This is a genomic window from Eubacterium sp. AF17-7, from assembly GCF_003461285.1.
Lineage (GTDB): Bacteria > Bacillota > Clostridia > Lachnospirales > Lachnospiraceae > Eubacterium_U > Eubacterium_U album.
In genome coordinates this window covers 26,384-48,729 of sequence record NZ_QTWU01000008.1, presented here as the reverse complement: position 1 = coordinate 48,729, position 22,346 = coordinate 26,384, and the positions used below count along the sequence as shown (strand labels likewise).

The 22,346-nt window shown below is 36.1% G+C and carries 16 protein-coding genes; 2 read left to right on the top strand and 14 right to left on the bottom strand.

All coding sequences use genetic code 11. The features are described 5' to 3' along the window. Nucleotides 1-14: 14 nt before the first annotated feature. The 7 genes from DWW96_RS08515 to DWW96_RS08485 form a co-directional block, all read right to left on the bottom strand. The gene (locus tag DWW96_RS08515) at nucleotides 15-2,672 is read right to left on the bottom strand and encodes a DEAD/DEAH box helicase family protein (RefSeq protein ID WP_117910122.1); all 2,658 of its coding nucleotides are present in this window, start codon (nucleotides 2,670-2,672) and stop codon (nucleotides 15-17) included. A gap of 12 nt (nucleotides 2,673-2,684) precedes the next feature. Next, nucleotides 2,685-4,358, bottom strand: coding sequence for a site-specific DNA-methyltransferase (locus DWW96_RS08510; RefSeq protein WP_117910121.1), 1,674 nt, complete (start codon nucleotides 4,356-4,358; stop codon nucleotides 2,685-2,687). 23 nt (nucleotides 4,359-4,381) lie between these two features. Next, nucleotides 4,382-4,642 (bottom strand): helix-turn-helix domain-containing protein, encoded by a 261-nt coding sequence (locus DWW96_RS08505; RefSeq protein WP_117910120.1) that lies wholly within the window; start codon nucleotides 4,640-4,642, stop codon nucleotides 4,382-4,384. 116 nt (nucleotides 4,643-4,758) lie between these two features. Next, entirely contained in the window at nucleotides 4,759-6,534 is a 1,776-nt protein-coding gene (locus tag DWW96_RS08500) for a relaxase/mobilization nuclease domain-containing protein (RefSeq protein WP_117910119.1), read from the bottom strand. After that, entirely contained in the window at nucleotides 6,513-6,875 is a 363-nt protein-coding gene (gene mobC, locus DWW96_RS08495) for a plasmid mobilization relaxosome protein MobC (RefSeq protein WP_044986917.1), read from the bottom strand. Before mobC ends, DWW96_RS08500 begins: the two co-directional genes overlap by 22 nt. Before the next feature lie 217 nt (nucleotides 6,876-7,092). Beyond that, the gene (locus DWW96_RS14015; protein ID WP_158562675.1) at nucleotides 7,093-7,311 is read right to left on the bottom strand and encodes a hypothetical protein; all 219 of its coding nucleotides are present in this window, start codon (nucleotides 7,309-7,311) and stop codon (nucleotides 7,093-7,095) included. Between the two features lie 193 nt (nucleotides 7,312-7,504). Next, a complete protein-coding gene (locus tag DWW96_RS08485; RefSeq protein ID WP_243003053.1) occupies nucleotides 7,505-7,828 on the bottom strand; it encodes a hypothetical protein in 324 nt (107 codons plus the stop codon). 282 nt (nucleotides 7,829-8,110) lie between these two features. On the opposite strand from DWW96_RS08485, the gene DWW96_RS08480 reads away from it, so the two are divergent. Further along, nucleotides 8,111-8,704: a helix-turn-helix transcriptional regulator gene (locus DWW96_RS08480; RefSeq protein WP_117910117.1), complete on the top strand. Its 594-nt coding sequence runs from the start codon at nucleotides 8,111-8,113 to the stop codon at nucleotides 8,702-8,704. A 176-nt stretch (nucleotides 8,705-8,880) separates the two neighbouring features. Further along, nucleotides 8,881-10,131, top strand: a complete 1,251-nt coding sequence (locus DWW96_RS08475; protein WP_181991200.1) for a site-specific integrase — start codon at nucleotides 8,881-8,883, stop codon at nucleotides 10,129-10,131. A 162-nt stretch (nucleotides 10,132-10,293) separates the two neighbouring features. On the opposite strand, the gene guaA is transcribed toward DWW96_RS08475, so the two are convergent. The 7 genes from guaA to ftsE all read right to left on the bottom strand — a co-directional run bounded on the left by guaA (nucleotide 10,294) and on the right by ftsE (nucleotide 22,289). Then, on the bottom strand, nucleotides 10,294-11,841 hold the full coding sequence (gene guaA, locus DWW96_RS08470) for a glutamine-hydrolyzing GMP synthase (protein WP_117910115.1): 1,548 nt from the start codon (nucleotides 11,839-11,841) through the stop codon (nucleotides 10,294-10,296). A gap of 973 nt (nucleotides 11,842-12,814) precedes the next feature. Continuing rightward, complete coding sequence (uvrA, locus tag DWW96_RS08465) at nucleotides 12,815-15,655, bottom strand: excinuclease ABC subunit UvrA (RefSeq protein WP_117910114.1); 2,841 nt, start codon at nucleotides 15,653-15,655, stop codon at nucleotides 12,815-12,817. A 128-nt stretch (nucleotides 15,656-15,783) separates the two neighbouring features. Then, complete coding sequence (uvrB, locus tag DWW96_RS08460) at nucleotides 15,784-17,760, bottom strand: excinuclease ABC subunit UvrB (RefSeq protein ID WP_022088694.1); 1,977 nt, start codon at nucleotides 17,758-17,760, stop codon at nucleotides 15,784-15,786. A 300-nt stretch (nucleotides 17,761-18,060) separates the two neighbouring features. Further along, nucleotides 18,061-19,236 (bottom strand): S41 family peptidase, encoded by a 1,176-nt coding sequence (locus DWW96_RS08455; protein ID WP_117910113.1) that lies wholly within the window; start codon nucleotides 19,234-19,236, stop codon nucleotides 18,061-18,063. Nucleotides 19,237-19,335: 99 nt separating this feature from the next. Next, nucleotides 19,336-20,607 (bottom strand): M23 family metallopeptidase, encoded by a 1,272-nt coding sequence (locus tag DWW96_RS08450; RefSeq protein ID WP_022088696.1) that lies wholly within the window; start codon nucleotides 20,605-20,607, stop codon nucleotides 19,336-19,338. Between the two features lie 102 nt (nucleotides 20,608-20,709). Continuing rightward, nucleotides 20,710-21,618, bottom strand: coding sequence for a permease-like cell division protein FtsX (ftsX, locus tag DWW96_RS08445; protein WP_022088697.1), 909 nt, complete (start codon nucleotides 21,616-21,618; stop codon nucleotides 20,710-20,712). Nucleotides 21,619-21,620: 2 nt separating this feature from the next. Continuing rightward, the gene (ftsE, locus tag DWW96_RS08440; RefSeq protein WP_022088698.1) at nucleotides 21,621-22,289 is read right to left on the bottom strand and encodes a cell division ATP-binding protein FtsE; all 669 of its coding nucleotides are present in this window, start codon (nucleotides 22,287-22,289) and stop codon (nucleotides 21,621-21,623) included. Nucleotides 22,290-22,346: the final 57 nt, after the last annotated feature.

The following is a 22,346-nucleotide window of genomic DNA, read 5'->3' as shown; positions in this document are numbered from 1 at the left end:
ATCCAAACAAAATACTAGAGTTCCTTAACAATCCTCATAAACTCCTCATATGAATAAGCACCATTATATCCAGGGTTCTTTGTCTCAAACACCATATAATACTTATACATTCTTCCAGCCATCTCTGCCCACTTTGCTCCGATTTCGGCTTTTTCTCTGGATTCAGAGTTTTCGAGCTGATCACCTTTAGTTTCTATCAGTAAAAGTTTACCGCTTTCTGTTCTCACCATAAGATCCGGATATGCGTTTACAGCACCATTTATGGCAAATCCTTTTCTTGCCATATTTCTATGCCACCATTTAATATTGTTTAATGAGGATAATTCCATGACAACCTTTCTTTCATATTCGGTATCAAACTTTTCCTCTTCGTTATATAATGATTTTGGTATTGATGCTATTGTTTCTGTCGGGCTGATTTCTTTCGGTAGCTTATATGACGACTGGCAAGAAATTTTGTCTTGTTCCACCCACTCAAAAAACATTTTCTTTGCATATTCATTTAAAAGCGAATTAACTTTTTTATTAATTTTCAGGACATAGATACCTGGTGTCTGTTCCATATCTGTTAATTGATCCTCTGTAAGATTCTGAATAATCCTGTCTACATATACCTCCAAATCTCTATCATTTATCGCATTATTCTTTGATAATTTCTTTATTATCATATCCTTACACAGACGCATTTTTCTATCTGACGGCTGTTCATCAAACCACTGTTTTACATTCTGACTATCAAAGCCCTGCAACTTCCATGCTTTTGGCATTGCATCTGAATCATCAATATCAATTCTTGCAATTTCTGAATCTATGCTGTCAAAATCAATTACCGTATCCTTATCTAATAATGAAAATCCCGCATACAAATTTTCTTTCGTTAATACCTGATGCTCATGTTCAGAAAACAGAGAACGTCCTGTTTCTATCATAAACTGCGGTATTTCTATCTGTCCTGCTTCACTAGCATATAACTGATTTACTTTGTAATGCTTCATCTTATTTCCAACCTCTGGTGGCACTGGCAGATATTCTTCTGTTTCCTCAAAGTCTTGCCAATACAATTCATTCTGTGTTTTTGCATGGTCAAGCATATCTGTTACCACATCATTAACCTCAGATTGACTCTGTGATTCCATATTATCATTATTTACGAATGGTGATATTTGTTCCCTCACAAAGTCTATATTTAAAGAATCTATCTCATCCGACACATTATTTGTATCATCAGTTACATCATTATCTAACTTTAACTCTGTCTGTATATTACCAGCTTGTTCTACTGAAAATTCAGTATCCTGTTCCACATAATCGTCTATACGATAATCTTTACTCGTAAAGCCAGCCGCATTAAGTCCTGCTACTACCTTGTCAAGTGTTGCATAAAAGGCATTTGATGATGTAATAACATACGAAAGATTTAATACTTCTCTTTCGTTCTTTCTCGTATTAGGAAGTCTGAGAATTCTTCCTAAAATCTGTTCTACATCTATGCTTGATGTTCTATTTGCGACTGTTGCCAATATATATGCAAATGGACAATCCCATCCTTCCTTTAATGCATTAACAGTAATAATATATCTGATACTACAATCCTTGCTGCTTAAATCTATATTTTTTAACTCATCTCTATCCGCAGTCTTTATTGCAATTTCAGATTCTGGTATCCCCATATCAATAAGAGTATGCTTTATCTTATCATAGGTTGTACTGTCATCATTGGTTCTAGGCTGAGCCTGAAATAAAACAATTGGTCTGATATATCTGCCACCATTTTTCTGTTCTTCAACCGCTTCATTTTCTAATTTTCTTCTTAATGAAATTGCAGATACAAAAACATCTTCCTGTGATTTTCTGTTATAAACAATTACAGGTAATTTAACCATATTTTCTGCTTTAAGCTGTCTTGCATCTACAAACGAGATAATATTACTTCCATTTTTCGGTGTGGCTGTCAAATCAAGTACAAATGAAGGATTGAAATTCTGTAACATTTCTTTACTGAGCTTACTTGTAGCATGATGACTCTCGTCAACAATGACAACCGGATTTAATTTACGGATAACCTGTATCAATGCTGTTTCATCCGTATCTTCCAACAAGGAACCACTATCCTGTTTAAATCTCACAAATGGCAACAGACTGCCATTCTCCTGATAAGCTTTTCTTCCATCCTTTTTGCTCGTCCGAAATGAATCATAGCTTAATACAAATACGGATAAATTATCACTAACCGAAGTTGGATTAAAATTCTGTCCATTTAACAATTGTTGTTTAGAATAAATTTCGACCTTATTACCAAAATCAACATCTATTTTCTTCCTATAATCATGATTCTTATCTGTTAATGTCCTATATGTCTGAGTAAGTATTGCATCTGATGGTACGAGCCATACTACAGCTTTTGGATGTATATGTGGCATAGAATCAAATATTGGCTTAATTGAATTTGCCGCCAAAAATGTTTTTCCACCACCTGTTGGAACTTTGAAGCATACCTGTGGAACTCCTGCTAATTCCGAATTGTATGGCGGCATTCCGTCTATCCCCACATTCACTCCCTTTCCATTCCATAAGGTGCTATATGCTGAACTTATGCTCTGCTTCTCTATAAGCAGTTCTAAGAATCTTTCTAAATCTCTTATAACCTGTATCTGATAATTTTTAAGTTCCATACCTTGTCCTTTCTAGATATGCTCAATATCTCTTGGTATTTTCTTAAATGTAATATTCCACTTCTGTAAATCAATATCTGATAATGCACAAGAATCAGCATATATAATATATGCCTGGTTCTTTACATTTACCATTGCTAAAAAAGAATAGTCAAGTATTGTAGCCTTGTCCTTTTCATAATAGAAATAATATGCCGTATCATTATAAGAGCCAAGATAATATTTCTCCTGTTCGTTCTCGGCATACTCAAGCCCATTGGTTTCTGTGTACCAGATATATTTCCTAATTTCAGCTGTAGCTATATCTTTGTTGATAGTTCCATCCTGCAAAAACAATGGACTTCCTAATTCATAATATGAGAAATTACCGCCTGTTCCATCTACTGCATTCTTTCCTTCCCCATAACCATCAATCACTCTTTTTACACGTTCGGCTGTTATTGTGTCAGCATAATCTCCCATCTCAACCAGAATAAATTTACGATTGCCACCATCTTTTTTATTCATGTTTAAAACAGCATGAGCGGTTGTACCTGAGCCTGCAAAAGAATCTAATATAATGTCATCTTTTCGGCAATAAAAACTAATTAAATATATTACCAAATCAACCGGTTTAGGAAAATCAAATTTCACACCCATTTTTGCCAACTCTGTACTCATATTTTGTGTGCTACCTAAGTTCTGTAAAAGCGAGAGAACATGACTAGCATCTCCTCTTTTTTTTATCATTTCGATATTTCCAGTTTTTGTAATTTCAAACACTGTATCTTGTCCCTTGGTATCCTTAACTGGGTTAAACCCATTATTAATATACTTTATTAATATGTTCTTTGACGACCAACCGCTTTCAACTTCTACCTCATTAATTAAACGTCCGCCTTCTATAATTGCATCTGCTCCATAATATGGAAATTTATCTTTCCTCGATTTTATTATCAAATCACTGACCGAGCACGGAAAACCTATTGGTAGCTTTATTGTTGACATAGGATTTTTAGGTCCGTTCTTGACAACTGTATTTCTCACTTCTTCATTATATATTTTACTATTTTCAGAAGCACTTGGATCTATTGCCTGAGGAAGTCCAACCTCATCAGCATTCTTTATATAACACAAAATATACTCATGAACATTCTTTATCTTCGCCTGATTATCAAAGTTCCCATCCGATCTCCATATTAACTGTGCAACAAAATTTTTCTTTCCAAATATATCGTCACAAATTATTTTCAAATAACTACATTCATTGTCATCTATACTGATAAATACAATTCCTTTATCGGATAATAATTTATTTAATAATACTAGCCGAGGGTACATCATGCATAACCATTTATCATGTCTAGATAAATCCTCTCCTTCATCACCAACAGTCACACCTAACCACTTTTCTATCTTCGGGTCATCCACACTATCTGAATATATCCATGCCTTATTTTTTTCTGAACTCTTCCTAGTGTTATATGGAGGATCAATATAGATACATTTGATTTTCCCCTCATACTGTGGCAAAAGAGATTTTAATGCTTCTAAATTATCGCCATGTATAATCATGTTCTCACTGTAAATATCATCTTTATGCTCACCATCTTCATCATAACTATACTTGCGTTCAAGAACTTTATATGGCACATCATTATGATGATTTATTACCTTATCTTTTCCTAACCAATCCAATGTAGGCATATTTACTTGCTCCTTATCTATAATTATTGCAGTTTTTCTATTGTCTCAATTATCATTTCAGCTTTATCCGTCAACACATACTTTCCTCTTGTTTTTTGCTCGACGAAATCCTGTTTTTGTAACGCACTAAACATACTATTAATCTTCATTTTGCTACATTTCAAAGTTGTAGCTATCTGTTGTTGTGTTAATGGAATCACTTTCTCGTCTAATATTATAACTTCATTATCATGCATCAATTTCAAAAGGTCATAATAATCATTCAAAAATAATCCGATACCCATATTTTCTCCCTTAGTTGCAAATAAAAATGTATAGATAAATCATATCACATTTTTGTTGTATTTTAAATATCATTTTTTTGTTATCTATTTATCTTTAACAGCTAAAAGCAGAGGAATTACCTTCCTCTGCCCCTATTTCCTATCTTATCTCTTACCTTTTCTTTATCAGCATCTCTGCTAACCGTTTTATCATAAATCCTCTGAAACTCCTCATAAAGTTCATCCCCATCCAGCTTCATTCCAAGTTTTTTCATTACATCCGAGAACAGTCTTATACTTCCACTTACATCAGCAATATCAAATCCGAATATATCTGCCTTAACAGAATTACTGACATTCTCATAACCACCAAGCTCTGATATTCTCCTGACAATCCAGTCAGCTTTGTCCACAGGTTCAGTTTCTCTAATTTCCACATATTCACCTTTATCTGTTACGTCAGTAATATGTTCATCCATTCTTGCCGTATTTACATCAGACACATTACGAATATCTGGCATTACAGACGTATCATTCTGATTATTGTTAGGATTCATTACCTCAACATTTGTATACGGCTCAACAACCGCTTCTGTTGTTATCTCATCCAGCATATCCTCTTCCATCCCCGGTATCTCAACATCCCTGTCAGCAACAATCTCCGCCTTCCCCGACACCGCATAATAAACTGTATACAAATCTTCTTTTATAATGTCATCCGCAAGCTGTATCTGCCTCTTAATTTCCCTTTTCTCCTGCTTCAGTTCGTCCAGTTCTTCCTGCACTTCCACATGCCATATCTGATATTCCCGGTACTGCTCTTCATTCTTTATACTGCGTTTCCGACTAGAGCTTTCTCTGTATATCTCATGCTGTCTGTCCTCAATCTGCTGGATTTTTTCTTCCTGCTCACCTATGAAATCCACAAGATCCACAACACTTTTGATGTCATTATTTACAAGTAGCAGATATTCGTCCTGCAACCGATGAAACCTCTTCAAATCCTCTGTATACTTTGCTCCGCCGACTACAAAGCGCTTCTGCTCTACAATCCTTAACCTGTACAGCTTTGCATAAAACTTCTTCTGGAATGGTGACAGCTTCGCTCGGTGCAATCCTCTGATATCCGACGAATAAAAGTAAGGCTTTGCCATCCAGGGCATATCCACATGATGCCTTAACGTCTCCTCTGAAAACATTTCGTCCAGCTTTGCCAGTTTATGATAATACCGAAATCCCGGTGCCTGCACCTCCATCCATGCGTCTTTCTTAAATACATATCCAAGTCTTTTCATCAGATATTTAAAATGCTCCACATTTCCGGCTGCATATGCACACATCTTGGCATCACGAAGAATTATTTCTTTCATGGACATTTCCTTTTCCCACTTGTCCCTTCTGATATTCTTTGGATTCTTGCTGTACTCTGCCGGCATTATGGAAAGTCCAAGTTCATCACAATATTTATTTGTGATAGGCTGGAGATGATTCTTCCAGTTGCTTTTCGGTGAATTGTATTTCTTGCCGGTTGTCATGCTGACACTGTTCCAGATAAGATGTCCATGCATATGCTCTCTGTCTGTGTGGACTGCATACACAGCCTCATAATCATCACTAAGCACATCCTTCGCAAAGTGCTCCAGCACATACATTGCCTGCTCTGCCGTCACTTTTTCTTCCGGTGAAAATGATATGATCACATGATACCCCTGCCTTTTACCCGTCTTATGAAAAATGTTCTTTGTCTCTTCCATCTGCTCAAATGCTGTATCCGGCAGGCAGTTAATACCGCCCACCAGTACACATTCTTCTGTCTTATCTGGATTCTGAATATATTCCAAAGCATTCTTTAGGTGTGATGCTGGATTTCTACCTTCCGATTCCATGATATTTAGGATCTTTGTAATCGCCATACTTCCATCACCTCCCCGAATGTTTTCTTTACCTCATCCATACTGCTCTGCAATTTATCAATATCGCTGTAATACAATCTTCCCTGTGAATTGCCAAGCTTAACCACCTGATTAATATTATTTGCAATACCTGCAATAACACGAATTATTTTTGCCCTGTCCTCTGGATAACTTGTATCAATGTTGCCTCCTGTCCGAATTAATTCTCTTATATAGGCACTTGCTGTCATTCCTGTTCGCTTAAGTGCCGCTTTCAGAATATCCATATCTTTCTCTGACAGCTTCACCGATATCTTATAATCTTTCCTGTCAGACTTGTATCTTCTCTTTCCATCTGCCATACGTTTTTCCCCTTTCGTAATTTCCAAATTCTGTATCAAACCACTCTCTTTTTATCTGTACCATTGCTTTTTTCATCCTTTCTAAAAGTTCTGCTTATAGGTTTTGCAAGATGCGGAAAAGGTCGGACCTTTTCCCGAAAAAATATAAACGCATCAGCGTTTACATAATTTTTCGTCTTGGCAGGAGCACCTGCACCCTGTATATGATATGTGGTGGTTAATGTACCACCACAATTACTGATATGGTGGTTGAAGTTCCACCTGATTTAAAAGTGGTGGCACTTTTTGCCATCACTTTGCTTATTTGGTGGCACTTTCCGCCACCATGACTTTTTTCTCGCTTATCTGAGTGGTGGCGCTTTTTGCCGTCACTTTGCTGTTTTGACGGCGCTTTTTGCCCCCACTTTTGCATTTTGACGGCACTTTTTGCCTCCACACTTTTTCGGCTCTGATTTGTGCGGGGGCGCTTTCTGCCCCCACTTTGTGGTTTTGGGGGCTCTTTCTGCCCCCATTTGCACGTTTTGGGGGCGCTTTTTGCCCCCACTCGCTGGATTCACCTATTCAGTTGTCTCTTTCACCATTACATCTGCATCCAACATCACATTTTCTGCTATCTCAGCACCATCTTCCTACAATTCATTTGTTTCAGGCGGTATATCCACTTCATCCTGTTCACTTATCACAGAATCCCCAACTGCCGCTTCATAATCCATTTCTTCTGCAACCTTGCTTCGTTTACGCTGTGGCTCATAATCCAGATTGTAATAATCTTCGTAACCATAGATTTTCTGTTCAAAGTACTTCCTTGGACATTTACCCCGCATGGTGAAATAACCTTTTGCTTCAAGCTCTGCATTATATTCCTTTATAATTGCATATGCCTTTGTCATCCCGATACCAAGCATCTGGCTTATCTCTCCTGCATCTATGAATGCTTCCTTTACACCCTTCATGCAGCTCCTCCTTTCATAAATTGTTATTTTAAATACGTGTTTTCACAAAGCAGCTATCCTGTTCTTTATTTATTCCGTATTTTTAGTTCGTGTTTATCTTAATATCCTTTTCAGAATTTGTCAATAGAACTTTTTGCAATTACGCACTTGCAATTCGTTTTTATTTATGATAAAGTAATCATACAATCATAAACAAGTCACTTACTGATACGTATTTCATTTATTATCAATCTTATACGCATCTTTACAACGGACTATTTCATGTAAAGGAAGGTGGACAGAATGACTAATTCTCATTCCATTAAAATCACTATGTCTTCTCCAGAAGAAATCGGGAAGGCAATACAGAAACAGCGCAGAGCACAGAAGATTACTCAAAAGGAGTTTGCACAGCATCTTGGTAAATCAGAACGTACTATCCAGAAATATGAGTCTGGTGAAATACTAATGAAGATAGATGTTTTAAAACAGATTGCTAATGAATTAAATGTTCCATGGCAGGAACTTTTATCTCCAGAAGATAATATTCCCAAAGATAATACGACCACTGAGTACCCGGCATATGAATTCCACACTATGTCAGATGTAATCAATGCTCTCTTTGCCATAACTGAACTTACTGACTTTTCATTTGAGCTGACCAATACCAAACCCCCAGAAAATACTGAATGGACCGCTGGGATTAAGGTTAATGGCAAAGGCGATGGAAAATATGATGCAGACTTCTGTCTCTTTATGGAAAACTGGATAACAAAGAAGAATATGCTTCAGACAGGAAAGCTTTCAAAAGAAAAGTTTGATTCATGGAAATCAGATATGTTAGCATATTATAAGGATTCCCGACTGGATAATGAAGCTGATTCAAAAACTGAATAATTGCAGGCTTACACCTTTAGTAAAGAAAAAGCTCCGGCACACTCCTTCTCGCAAAAGGAATAACCGAAGCTATGTAAGTGATTGACCCGAAGGCTTTATAATCACCCTGAACAAGTAGATTATATCATAGCCTTTTGATGATTGCACAACAATTTTACAAAAAGGAGATGATATTCATGCCAGCTTACAAAGATGAAAAAACTGGTAAATGGTTCGCCAAGTTCTATTATACGAACTGGCAGGGAATCAAAAAACAGAAGTGGAAAAGAGGCTTTGCCACCAAAAAGGAAGCCTTAGGATTTGAAAGAGATTTTCTGGAAAAGCAGTCTGCCAATCCTGACATGACATTTCAAAACCTTTATGAAATTTATATGGAGGATATGGCCGCAAGACTTAAGCAGTCAACTCTTCTGACAAAAAAGGCGGTACTACAGACGCATATTCTTCCATTCTTCGGTAGCAAGCCGATAAATGAAATCAAAGCCTCTGATGTACGAAGATGGCAGGCGAAGCTTATGAGTTCGCCGAATAATTACTCCCAGACCTATCTGAAAAAGATTAACACGGAGCTTAACAGCATCATCAATTACGCCAAGCGTTTCTATGACCTTAACACCAATCCCTGCGGCAAGGCAGGCACCATTGGAAAAGCAAAGGCTGAGGAAATGGATTACTGGACTTACGATGAATATATTGCTTTCCGTGAGGGTGTAAAAGACAAGTCGCTATCGTATATATGCTTTGAAGTCCTGTACTGGACTGGTATGCGAGAAGGTGAACTGCTTGCTCTATCACCTGCTGATATTGACCTTGATAACAAGACAATATCCATCAACAGAACATATCAGCGGATAGAAGGAAAAGATGTATTTACATCACCTAAGACAAGAAAAAGTAAGCGAAAGATTCCGATTCCGGATTTTCTCTGCCAGGAGCTATCAGACTATATCCAGTCAAGGTATATGCTTGACGCAGATGAAAGGCTGTTCCCGGTAACAAAATCATATCTCTCACACGAGATGATAAGAGGTTGCAAAAACACAGATGTAAAGAAGATACGAATCCACGATATCAGGCATTCGCACGCCAGCTTACTTATTAATCAGGGCTGTGATGCGCTGATGTTAGCAGACAGGCTCGGACACGAGAAAGTATCCACAACACTTAACACATACTCTCATCTGTTTCCACATAAACAGCAGGAGCTTGTGCATAGTCTGGAATCATTGCAGGCAACAGATTCGCCAACACCTGAACCACCATCTGATAACCCTCTGCTTGAAGCAATAGGTATCACCTGTGAAGTATCTCATGCTCAGGACAACGGCTCAGATGTAACAATCCGACCTCAGTTTGGACCTGCGTTAGTACCACCAAATACCGCATCAGGGAAAATCATCCAGATGCCACAAAGAAAGATCATATAGAAGAAATCCAGCAGTCATCAGGGTTTCTTGCTATTAAAGTTAATAATAACCATATGAAGACGATAGAAAAAAGAGTAGTTGCTATTAGTAGCAAATTAGTAGCAGAGCAAAAGAAAAAGTCTCGGAATCCGCTTGTTTAGCGGATTCCAAGACTTGTGGCTCTTATTCAAACTCAATAGTTCCAGGTGGCTTACTCGTCAAATCATACATTACTCTATTGACTCCTCGCACCTCATTTATAATTCTGCTCATTACCTTTGATAATACTTCATACGGTATTTCTGCAGCTTCTGCTGTCATAAAATCTACAGTATTTACTGCACGGAGTGCAATGGCGTAGTCATATGTTCTTTCATCACCCATTACACCTACGCTTCGCATGTTTGTGAGCGCTGCAAAATACTGTCCGATTGTTTTGTCCAATCCGGCATTTGCAATTTCCTCGCGATAGATTGCGTCTGCATCCTGTACCATTTTAACTTTCTCAGCTGTTACTTCGCCGATGATACGGATTCCAAGTCCCGGTCCCGGGAATGGTTGGCGGTATACAAGATAATCAGGTATGCCCATTTCTAAGCCGGCTTTTCTTACTTCGTCCTTAAACAAGTCACGGAGTGGTTCGATTATTTCTTTAAAATCTACGCAATCAGGTAATCCTCCTACATTGTGATGTGACTTGATTACTGCTGATTCACCACCCAATCCACTTTCTACAACGTCAGGATAAATTGTTCCCTGTACTAGAAAGTCTACTGCTCCGATTTGCTTTGCTTCTTCTTCAAATACACGGATAAATTCTTCTCCGATAATTTTACGCTTCTTTTCAGGTTCAGTTACTCCTGCTAATTTGCTATAGTAACGTTCCTGTGCATTTACACGAATAAAGTTTAAGTCATATGGACCATCAGGGCCAAATACAGCTTCTACTTCATCTCCTTCATTTTTACGAAGTAAACCGTGGTCTACAAATACACATGTAAGCTGTTTTCCAATTGCTTTTGAAAGCATTACTGCTGCAACAGATGAATCTACACCACCTGATAATGCGCACAATACTTTCCCGTCTCCAACTTTTTCGCGGATTGCCTTAATTGATTCCTCTACAAATGAATCCATTCTCCATTCACCTGAGCATTGGCATACTCCACGAACAAAATTGTAAAGCATCTTTGTTCCTTCCTGTGTATGAAGTACTTCAGGATGGAACTGTATTGCATAAAGTTTCTTATCTGCATTTTCTGCTGATGCACAAGGGCAGTCCTTTGTATGAGATGATATTTCAAATCCAGGTGCTACCTTTGATATATAATCAAAATGACTCATCCAACAAATTGTTTTAGGTGAAACGCCTTCAAATATCTGTGAATTTGTTTTATCTACGATTACTTCTGTTTTACCGTACTCGCGAACGTCTGCACGTTCTACCTTTCCTCCTAAAACATGCATCATAAGCTGTGCTCCGTAGCAAAGTCCTAAAACAGGAACTCCCATTTCAAATAATTCCTTTGAATATGTTGGAGAATCAGCTTCATAACAACTATTAGGTCCTCCGGTTAAAATAATTCCCTTTGGATTCATAGCTTTTATTTTTTCAATGTCAGTCTTATAAGAATAAATCTCACAATATACATTGCATTCACGAACTCGTCTTGCAACCAGCTGATTATACTGGCCACCAAAATCAAGTACGATTACTAATTCTTTCTTCACTATAATTCCTCCTAATTAATATGTGTTTCCACTTAAATCGTTGGCTAATTTTCGAAAACATTTATTAAAACTAAACTTTATTCATTTTGTTTTCTCCTATAATGACTTTAACCAATTTATTGTAAAATACGATAAATGCTATTAATATCATTAATTGTATTTTTTTCAAATCATTAACAATTCTACATTATTTTTAATATTAAAACAAGTAGGCTATTGTTAAAACCATAACAATATAAACCTTTTCTTAAATTAACAAAGCACCTGACATTTATTAATATCAGGTGCTCGTATTTAAATACCTTACTTCTAAAATTGATTCATTAGCTGCAGATCAAACTTCATTAATCATTAATCTTATATGAAACTATATTCCCTTACTTTACTTTCGATTTATCATACCTAATCAAAATCGTGTTTCAAAAATACCATCTGCAAATAATTTAATATATCTACATATATAAAGATGTTATCTTTCAAATCTCTGTAACAACTTTGCCACTTGGAGATCAATAACCATCCTTCAATCCACTCTCTTCTTACAACTCTTCCGATCCGTTGTACCTTATGTAGATAATCCGGTAACTCCTTTCTTACCTATATTTGACTAATATTCACTCGATTCCAATTGTTCTGTTTTCCTAGTACGGATTAAATAAATATTGGAGTCTCTCGTTTTCTCCTATAGGACTTTTTCCCATTAAACATTCCTCTTGGATACTTACTTAATTTTCATCTCATGACACGTTCTAATGATAATTTTTAGAAGCCTTACGGTATTAATTTCTTATTAAGTTTTAATGTACTTTTCCTTTAACTTGTAACTATAATCTAGCACATTTTTATGCAGTTTTAAAGGGTTTAAAAACATGTTTTTAATCTTTGTAACCATTGCTGTTTTTGGCCTTTTTAAATCCTTTTTATTTTCCTGTTTTTTATGAAAAATACACAATATTTTAAAATGTCAACTTTATTATTTTTTGTCTTTTTCCAAATACTGTTTTACGTATTTTGCAGTATAAGATGTAGGGTGTTTTGCTACCTCCTCAGGAGTTCCCGAAACTACAACAGTTCCACCTCTGTCTCCTCCATCAGGACCCATGTCAATAATATAATCTGCGGTTTTAATAACATCAAGATTATGCTCTATTACAACTACCGTGTTTCCTTCGGCTGCAAGCCTTTGTAGAATTTCTACTAACTTGTGTACATCTGCAAAATGAAGTCCTGTTGTAGGTTCATCAAGTACATAAATTGTTCTTCCCGTACTTCTTTTACTTAATTCTGTAGCAAGTTTAATTCTCTGAGCTTCTCCACCGGATAATGTAGTTGATGGCTGTCCTAATTTAATGTATGACAATCCAACATCGTATAAAGTCTGTATCTTGTTATGAATTTTTGGTACATTTTTGAAAAAGTCCAATGCCTCCTCAACTGTCATATCAAGTACATCGTATATGCTCTTTCCTTTATACTTAACCTCTAATGTTTCACGATTATATCTCTTTCCACCACATACTTCACATGGCACATAAACATCTGGAAGGAAATGCATTTCTACCTTTAAAATACCATCACCTGAACAAGCTTCACAACGGCCGCCTTTAACATTAAAACTAAAACGACCTTTCTTGTAACCTCGCTCCTTAGCATCCATTGTATTTGCAAATAAATCTCTAATAGTGTCAAATACCCCTGTATAAGTTGCCGGATTAGAACGTGGAGTTCTTCCTATTGGAGACTGATCAATATCAATAATTTTATCTAACTGCTCTACTCCCTCTATTGTCTTATGCTTTCCGGGAATATATCTTGCTCTGTTTAACTGTTTTGCAAGAGATTTATATAAAATTTCATTTACAAGTGAACTCTTACCTGAACCTGAAACACCTGTTACACATGTAAGCACTCCTGTAGGAATTTTTACATTTATATTTTTTAAATTATTTTCCTTTGCTCCAACGATTTTTAGCCAACCTGTCGGTTTTCTTCTTGTTTTTGGAACAGGAATCTTTATTTCACCACTTAAGTATTTTCCTGTAATTGAGTTTGGATTCTTCATAATATCTTCAGCCGTTCCGGTAGCTATAACTTCACCTCCGTGGGCTCCTGCTCCCGGACCTATATCTACTATGAAATCTGCTGCTCTCATTGTATCTTCGTCATGCTCAACTACTATCAATGAATTACCCAAATCACGCAAATGTTTAAGTGTTGCAAGTAACTTATCATTGTCATTCTGATGAAGACCTATACTTGGTTCGTCTAATATATAAGCGACTCCAACAAGCCCTGACCCTATCTGGGTTGCAAGACGTATTCTCTGAGCTTCTCCACCGGATAATGTTCCCGTTGCTCTTGAAAGACTTAAATAGTCCAATCCTACATCAACCAAAAACTTGAGTCTTCCCTTTATTTCTTTAAGAATTTCATCGCCGATTTTATGTTGCATTTCTGACAGTTCAACATTTTCCAAAAACTCTCTTAAATCCCTAACAGGCATTTCTGTCATCTCATAAATATTCTTATCTGCAATTGTTACAGCAAGCGATTCTTTTTTTAATCTTTGTCCGCCACAATTCTTACACGGTGTAATTCTCATGTATGTCTCATATTCTGCCTTTGTTGATTCTGCACTTGTTTCTCTATATCGTCTTTCAACATTTCTTATAAGTCCCTCAAATGCAATATCATAAACACCTTCTCCACGCTGTCCTCTATAATGAACAGGCACGGAAACTCCATTTGTTCCATGTATCAAAATATCATGAATTTCCTGTGGATATTCTTCAAACGGTGTATCTAAATCAAAATTATATTTTTTACCTAAAGCCTTAAGAATGGCATTTGCAAAGCTCTTACCATCATTTGCACTCTGCCACCCAAGAACAACTATCGCTCCCTGATTAATACTTAAACTTTTGTCAGGAATCATTAAATCCTCATCAAACTCCATCTTATATCCTAATCCATAACAATCAGGACACGCACCAAACGGATTATTAAACGAAAAACTTCTCGGCTGAATTTCATCAATACTAATTCCACAATCCGGGCATGAAAAATGCTGACTAAATGTCATTGGTTCTCCATCAATTACATCGATAATCATTAAACCATCTGCTAATTTAAGTGCATTATCAATAGAGTCATTAAGTCTCTTTTCCATTCCTTCTCTAATTGCAAGTCTATCTACAACTATTTCAATATTATGCTTTATATTCTTATCTAATGTTATGTCTTCTGTTAGTTCGTACATATTTCCATCTACACGAACACGTACATATCCACTTCTTTTCGCTCCTTCAAGCACTTTTTCATGGCGTCCTTTTCTTCCTCTAACAACCGGTGCAAGAACCTGAATCTTTGTTCTTTCAGGAAGTGCCATTATCTTATCCACCATTTCATCAACAGTCTGTTTTTTTATTTCGCGGCCACATTTCGGGCAATGCGGAATACCTGCTCTCGCAAATAAAAGTCTTAAATAGTCATATATTTCCGTAACAGTTCCAACTGTAGAACGTGGATTTCTATTTGTTGACTTCTGGTCTATTGAAATTGCCGGAGGAAGTCCTTCTAAACTTTCTACCTGTGGTTTTTCCATCTGTCCTAGGAATTGTCTTGCATAAGAAGATAATGATTCCATATATCTTCTCTGCCCCTCAGCATAAATTGTATCAAATGCAAGAGACGATTTACCTGAGCCACTAAGACCTGTCAATACGACAAATTCATCTCTTGGAATATCTATATCTATATTTTTTAAATTGTGCTCTGCTGCACCTCTGATTTTTATATATTTTTTATTATCCAATTGTCTGTCCTCTCTACATGCAGGGTGTTCTGAATATTAATTAAAAATAACAAGCTGTAAATTCACTACAATTATTATAATTATATTTTCTCTCAAACCTCTTACACTATGCCAATATTCAAATCTGTTTAATTCAAATATTTTCGCAAATCTGCTATCTTATCTCTAAATTCTATTGCTGACTCAAAATCAAAATCAGCTGCTGCCTTCTGCATTTTCTTTGTCAGCTTATCTATCAATTTGCGAATTTCCTTTGGATCCATTGATTCCGGATCTTTCTCAATATCATTAATCTTCTTGTCCACTTCTTTTGAAATACTAATAAGGTCACGCACTGCTTTAATAATAGTTTTTGGCGTAATTCCATGCTCCTTATTGTACTTCATCTGTATATCTCTACGACGATTTGTCTCATCTATGGCAACCCTCATTGAATCTGTAATCTTGTCCGCATACATGATTACATGTCCTTCTGCATTTCTTGCTGCACGACCTATCGTCTGAATAAGTGACGTCTCAGATCTTAAAAATCCTTCCTTGTCTGCATCAAGTATCGCTACCAAGGCAATTTCAGGAATATCAAGACCTTCCCTTAAAAGGTTAATTCCTACAAGTACATCAAATTGGTCAAGTCTCATATTTCTTATAATTTCTGCTCGCTCCAATGTATCTATGTCCGAATGAAGGTATTTAACCCTGATTCCAACTTCCTTCATATAGTCAGTCAAATCCTCTGCCATCCTCTTAGTCAAAGTAGTAACTAATATTTTATTCTTCTTTTCTACTTCTTTATTAATTTCAGAAATTAAATCATCTATCTGCCCTGCAACCGGTCTCACTTCAACCTCAGGATCCAAAAGACCTGTAGGTCTGATAACCTGTTGTGCTCTTAATAACTCATGCTGACTCTCGTATTCTCCCGGTGTTGCCGAAACAAACATAATCTGATCAATCATGCTTTCAAATTCATCAAAATTAAGTGGTCTGTTATCTTTTGCTGATGGAAGTCTGAATCCATAATCCACCAGTGTTGTCTTTCTTGACTGATCGCCTGCATACATTCCTCTAATCTGTGGAACTGTAATATGCGATTCGTCTACTATTATTAGAAAATCATCTCCAAAATATTCCATTAATGTATGAGGTGTCGCACCCGGCTCTAATCCTGCCATATGTCTTGAATAATTCTCTATGCCTGAGCAAATGCCGGTTTCCCTAAGCATTTCCATATCAAAATTAGTACGCTCGGCGATTCTTTGTGCTTCAATCAGCTTATCCTCACTCTTAAAATAAGCTACCTGTTCTGCCAGTTCTTTTTCAATTGCCGCAATTGCTCCTTCCATCTTTTCAGGTGGAATAACATAATGAGAATTAGGGAAAATTGCCACATGTTCCAGTCTGTTCTTAACTTCACCTGTTAATGTATCAATTTCCGTTATCCTGTCCACCTCATCTCCAAAAAATTCTATACGGACTGCCGTGTCGCCATAGGAAGCCGGAAATACCTCAACAACATCTCCTCTTACACGAAAAGTACCACGCTTAAAATCCATATCGTTGCGATCATATTGTATCTCTATTAATTTTCTTATTACTTCATCTCTATCCTTAATCATTCCCGGTCTTAGGGAAACAACCATATTCTTATAATCAATTGGATCTCCTAAGCCATAAATACAGGAAACTGACGAAATAATAATAACGTCTTTTCTTTCCATCAAAGCCATTGTTGCCGAATGTCTTAATTTATCTATTTCATCATTTATTGCCGAATCTTTTTCTATATAAGTATCTGTACTTGGCACATACGCCTCCGGCTGATAATAATCATAATAGGAGACAAAATATTCCACTGCGTTATTTGGAAAAAATTCTTTAAATTCACCATATAACTGAGCTGCCAAAGTCTTGTTATGAGCAATAATCAGCGTTGGTTTATTAAGTTGTTGTATAACATTCGCCATTGTAAATGTCTTACCTGAACCTGTTACACCTAATAAGGTTTCACACTGATTACCTTTTTTAAATCCTTCAACTAATTCTTCTATTGCCTGGGGCTGATCCCCTGTCGGCTTAAATTCTGATACTAATTCAAAATGATCCATAAAATACCTCTGTTATATTTATCCCCTTATTTTATGTGATGCCAGAGTCAAAAGGTCTAAGTTCCACATGAGTTTGCCCACAAATAGGGGTCGCCCTGCAAACGAATTTTATAAAGAGTTGATAAATAGCATTATTTGCTCACAAATAGGGGCTTTCGCCCTAGCATCATATTATTTCATTATAAAACTTTTACTCTATTCGATATCTTCTTAGTATTGCTACCTGATTAGTATATCATTCAGGCAAAAAAAAGTACAGAACAAAATCGAACTTTTGTTCTGTACGCTTTTAACAATTTTTTATTCTTCTGACAATGTATCTATTGCTTTTTGTAACTGGTCATCTCTTTCTGTCTCAGAATTTTCTTCTACTTTAATATCCGGTTCAATGCCTGTTCCCTGAATATTAACTCCACTTGGTGTAAAATATCTCTGTATCGTAAGTTTTATTGCCGAACCGTCAGATAATGGCATTATTGTCTGTACAATTCCTTTTCCAAATGATGTATATCCTATTATTGTACCTGCCTTAAAATCTTTAATTGCCCCTGCAAAAATCTCTGCTGCACTGGCACTGTTTTCATTCTGTAAAACAACCATAGGCATATCAAGGCAATTTGCATCAGATTTTTGTTCCTCTTTATTGCCATCTTTATCCTCAGTGTACACCAAAACTCCCTCAGGCAAAATATCATCTAACATATTTACTACAGTTTTATACATTCCACCCGGATTATCTCTAACATCAAAAATAATAGACTTCATTCCCTGCTTCTTTAAACTTTCCAAGCCCTCTTTAAACTGATTGTATGTAACCTCATCAAATTCTGTTATCTGCATGTATCCTATATTATTATCAAGCATTTTTGTTTCTATTGTAGGAACATTAACTTCATCTCTTTCAATTTCCATATCAATATACTTTGATGTAGATGGACGATATACTGTGACTTTAACCTTAGTTCCTTTATCTCCTTTCATCTTTGCAACAACGGAGCTTAAATCTTCACCGGTTACTTCTTCATCTTCTACTTTATATATAATATCCTTAGCTTTAACACCCGCCTTATCTCCAGGTGCTCCGTCAAATACTCTAACTGCAGTAATTACTCCCGTATCATTATTCTGGCTAACAACAACACCTATTCCACAGTAGCTTCCGCTAGTACTTTCAAGCAATGACTGATATTCTTCTTTTGTATAATACTCAGAATATGGATCATCTAATCCATTTAAAAGACCTTTATAAATACTGTCTTTTATTTTTTCATCATTCTTATTGTCATTGTAATCCAAATAATAATCATCAATCAATTTATTTAGATAATTCATCTTTGTCTGTACTTGTGATGCAATGTTATCTGAGCTATTTGTCTTAATTATTGTTGAAATTGTACCTGCTGCAAATCCACCTCCAAATACAAACACAACAACCAAAATTACGCCTATTATTTTAGCAGCTTTCTTTTTTTTCATAATTTATATGTCTCCTTATAATAGTTATTTATATTTTTGCCGTATATAACAGAACAAAGGCACCCACTATTTTATCTTAGTAGTGTGCCTTCGTTTTCTTTATTTGCTCACGTAATTCCAAGGACTTACATATGCCCCATTTAATCGTACACTAAAATGCAAATGATTTCCTGTTGACGAACCTGTTGTTCCTACAAGCCCTATAACGTCTCCCGCACTTACATTTTGTCCTGCTGATACAATTAATGCAGAACAATGCATATATACAGTATATACACCATTGCCGTGATCTATTCCAATCCAGTTTCCTGCTGTTGTACTATAGTTTGCCCACGCAACCTGTCCTGATGCGGCTGCCACAATTCTTGTTCCTGCCGGAGCCGGTATGTCTATACCTGAATGATATGACTGTTTGCCTGTAAATGGATCTGAACGGTATCCAAAATCAGATGATACTGTGCTATATCCAGGCAAAGGCCAAATATATCCTGTTGCAGAATTTACGGTATTTTGTGTACTTCCTGCATTGCTGTCAGTATTTGGATTTGTCTTAGTTACTCCTGTTGAAGCAGAACTCTGTCCTGTACTTTTATTAGCATTCTGAGCTGCAAGTGCTGCTTTTCTTGCTGCCTCTTCTCTTGCCTTTTCAATGCTTTCCATTTCCTGAATAACCTGTTTCTGATTGCTGATTTCATCATCTATATTATCTTTGCTTTTCTTTCCTGCAGCAATCAGGTTATTATATTCTTCCATTTCTTTTTCTTTTGCATCAGACAATATCTGCAAATCGCTCTTTTGTTTTGAAAGCTTTGTTTGCAAATTCTCTAAATTAGTTTTACTGTCTTCTAACGCAACTTGAGTATCAGCAATTTCCTGCTTTGTCTCTTTCATTTTATTTAACATTTTTCTGTCATATGATGAAATTTCTGATATGTATTCTGCCTTATTAAGAAAATCTCCAACACTCTTTGATGACAAAATCAAATCCAACATCTGTGTATCGCCATTTTCATACATAAACTGTATTCTAAGTTTCATCGCAGCATACTGATTCTCTATGCTTGTCTGAGCATTCTCTAATTTTTTCTCGTTTTTCTTTATTTTCTTTTCAGTTTTATCAAGTTCATTCTCGTTGTCATACATTTGTTTTGAAATAGCTGAAACCTGAGAATCCACTGTATTAATAAATGTTTTTGCGTCAGCCTTTGATTTTTCCAAACCATTAATCTGCTGTTGAACATCTTCCTGCTCATTCTGCAAATTATTTAATTTATCTTTTTCGTCCTTAATTGTAGCTCTAGACGGCACTGCCGTTCCTATTATTAAGCTAAGGACAAGAAATCCACACAATATCTTGTTTCTTTTTTTCATGAACATTCTCCTCATATATGTGTTGCCCCCTCCCTTCGGTCGGCGGCTATTCGTCGGAAACATTTATAGAAAATGAACTTTGTTCATTTTGTTTCCTCCTCCTTAAACCTTTAAGTGCTTTCTAATTGATAAAATACTTCCTACAAATCCAATTCCTGCACCAATTCCTAATCCCATAGGAACCAATACTGCAAAAATTGTGCTCTGTGGTAAAAATACAATTATAGAAGATAATGCGCTAAACTGCTGCATTACGAATTCGACAACCTTTTCATATAACACTTTAATAAGTACTAATGGAATTGTTGCTCCTACTAAACCTATAACTATACCTTCTATGATAAATGGTGCTCTTACAAAAATATTTGAAGCACCAATTAACTTCATTACTTTTATTTCTTTCTTACGAACAGAAATACCAATCATTACCGTATTACTAATAAGGAAAATACCTACAGCAAGCAATACAACAATTATGGCTACAGATGCATATCCAACAAGCCTTCCAAAGCTTGTCATTGCGCTTACTGTTCCTTCTGAATAATTTACTGCTCTTACACCCTCTACCTGAGACATCTCATCTGAAAAGCTTTTCTGGTCTTCTATATTTTTCAAATATACTGTATAAGATGCTGAATTTGCCAACGGATTGTCATCCTTAAATCCTTCTGCTAAATCTTCATTCTGTTTAAAATATTCTACTTTAAAAATATCCCACGCTTCTTCTGCTGAAGTAAATGTGTAATTTGCCACTTTATCATTTGCAGCTATCTGCGCCCCTATGGCATCAATTCCTGCCTGATCTATTCCTTCGTTAAAAAATATAGTAATTCCTACCTGGTCTTCTGCTGATTTTACAATGTACTGGAAATTTACTACAATTGTATAAAACATACCAATCAGAAATACACAGGCAGCTATTGTACTAATCGAAGCAAGTGAAAATAATTTGTTTCTCTTTATATTTACAAGCCCTTGCTTAAGGCAATATAATGCTGTTCTAATTTTCATCTTTAATCCACCTTACTGTCGCTTACCTTTATTCCTTTTTTCATTGTAATTACTCTTTTTTGCATTCGCTCAACTATTTCCATATTATGCGTAACTACAACTACCGTCGTTCCCTGTTTGTTAATCTCATCCAACAATTTCATGATTTCCCATGAATTTCCCGGATCCAGGTTTCCGGTTGGCTCGTCTGCCAATAACAATGCCGGCTTATTTACCAACGCTCTTGCAAGTGCAACTCTCTGCTGTTCACCACCTGATAACTCATTTGGAAATGACTTATATTTTTCAGAAAGCCCAACTAAAGATAACATTCTAGGAACATTTTTCTTTATTTCTCTTGTGGACACACCTATTACTCTCTGTGCAAATGCGATATTTTCATATACATTTCTATCTTTCAAAAGACGGAAATCCTGAAATACAACTCCTACTTTTCTTCTGTATTTTGCAGTCTTTCCTGATCTTAGTTTTCTTAATTCAGTATCGTTTACGATAATTTTTCCTTCTGTCGGTTCTAATTCCTTCAAAAGTAATTTAATAAATGTTGATTTGCCTGAACCGCTTGTTCCTACAACAAATACAAACTCTCCATCTTCAATTTCTATATTAAGGTTACTTAGCGCCGGTGCACCATTACCATACGACTTAGTAACATTTTCAAAAGTAATCATTTTCTTTGTCCTCTCACCCTGCCGTGACTCCTAAAAGCATTTGAAATGCGCAGAAAA

Excerpts from the sequence above, each read along its gene's own strand:
- DWW96_RS08515 (WP_117910122.1), bottom strand. The coding sequence starts at position 2,672 with ATGGAACTTAAAAATTATCAGATACAGGTTATAAGAGATTTAGAAAGA.
- DWW96_RS08510 (WP_117910121.1), bottom strand. The coding sequence starts at position 4,358 with ATGCCTACATTGGATTGGTTAGGAAAAGATAAGGTAATAAATCATCAT.
- DWW96_RS08505 (WP_117910120.1), bottom strand. The coding sequence starts at position 4,642 with ATGGGTATCGGATTATTTTTGAATGATTATTATGACCTTTTGAAATTG.
- DWW96_RS08500 (WP_117910119.1), bottom strand. The coding sequence starts at position 6,534 with ATGGCGATTACAAAGATCCTAAATATCATGGAATCGGAAGGTAGAAAT.
- mobC (WP_044986917.1), bottom strand. The coding sequence starts at position 6,875 with ATGGCAGATGGAAAGAGAAGATACAAGTCTGACAGGAAAGATTATAAG.
- DWW96_RS08485 (WP_243003053.1), bottom strand. The coding sequence starts at position 7,828 with ATGAAGGGTGTAAAGGAAGCATTCATAGATGCAGGAGAGATAAGCCAG.
- DWW96_RS08480 (WP_117910117.1), top strand. The coding sequence starts at position 8,111 with ATGACTAATTCTCATTCCATTAAAATCACTATGTCTTCTCCAGAAGAA.
- DWW96_RS08475 (WP_181991200.1), top strand. The coding sequence starts at position 8,881 with ATGCCAGCTTACAAAGATGAAAAAACTGGTAAATGGTTCGCCAAGTTC.
- uvrB (WP_022088694.1), bottom strand. The coding sequence starts at position 17,760 with ATGGATCATTTTGAATTAGTATCAGAATTTAAGCCGACAGGGGATCAG.
- DWW96_RS08455 (WP_117910113.1), bottom strand. The coding sequence starts at position 19,236 with ATGAAAAAAAAGAAAGCTGCTAAAATAATAGGCGTAATTTTGGTTGTT.
- DWW96_RS08450 (WP_022088696.1), bottom strand. The coding sequence starts at position 20,607 with ATGAAAAAAAGAAACAAGATATTGTGTGGATTTCTTGTCCTTAGCTTA.
- ftsX (WP_022088697.1), bottom strand. The coding sequence starts at position 21,618 with ATGAAAATTAGAACAGCATTATATTGCCTTAAGCAAGGGCTTGTAAAT.
- ftsE (WP_022088698.1), bottom strand. The coding sequence starts at position 22,289 with ATGATTACTTTTGAAAATGTTACTAAGTCGTATGGTAATGGTGCACCG.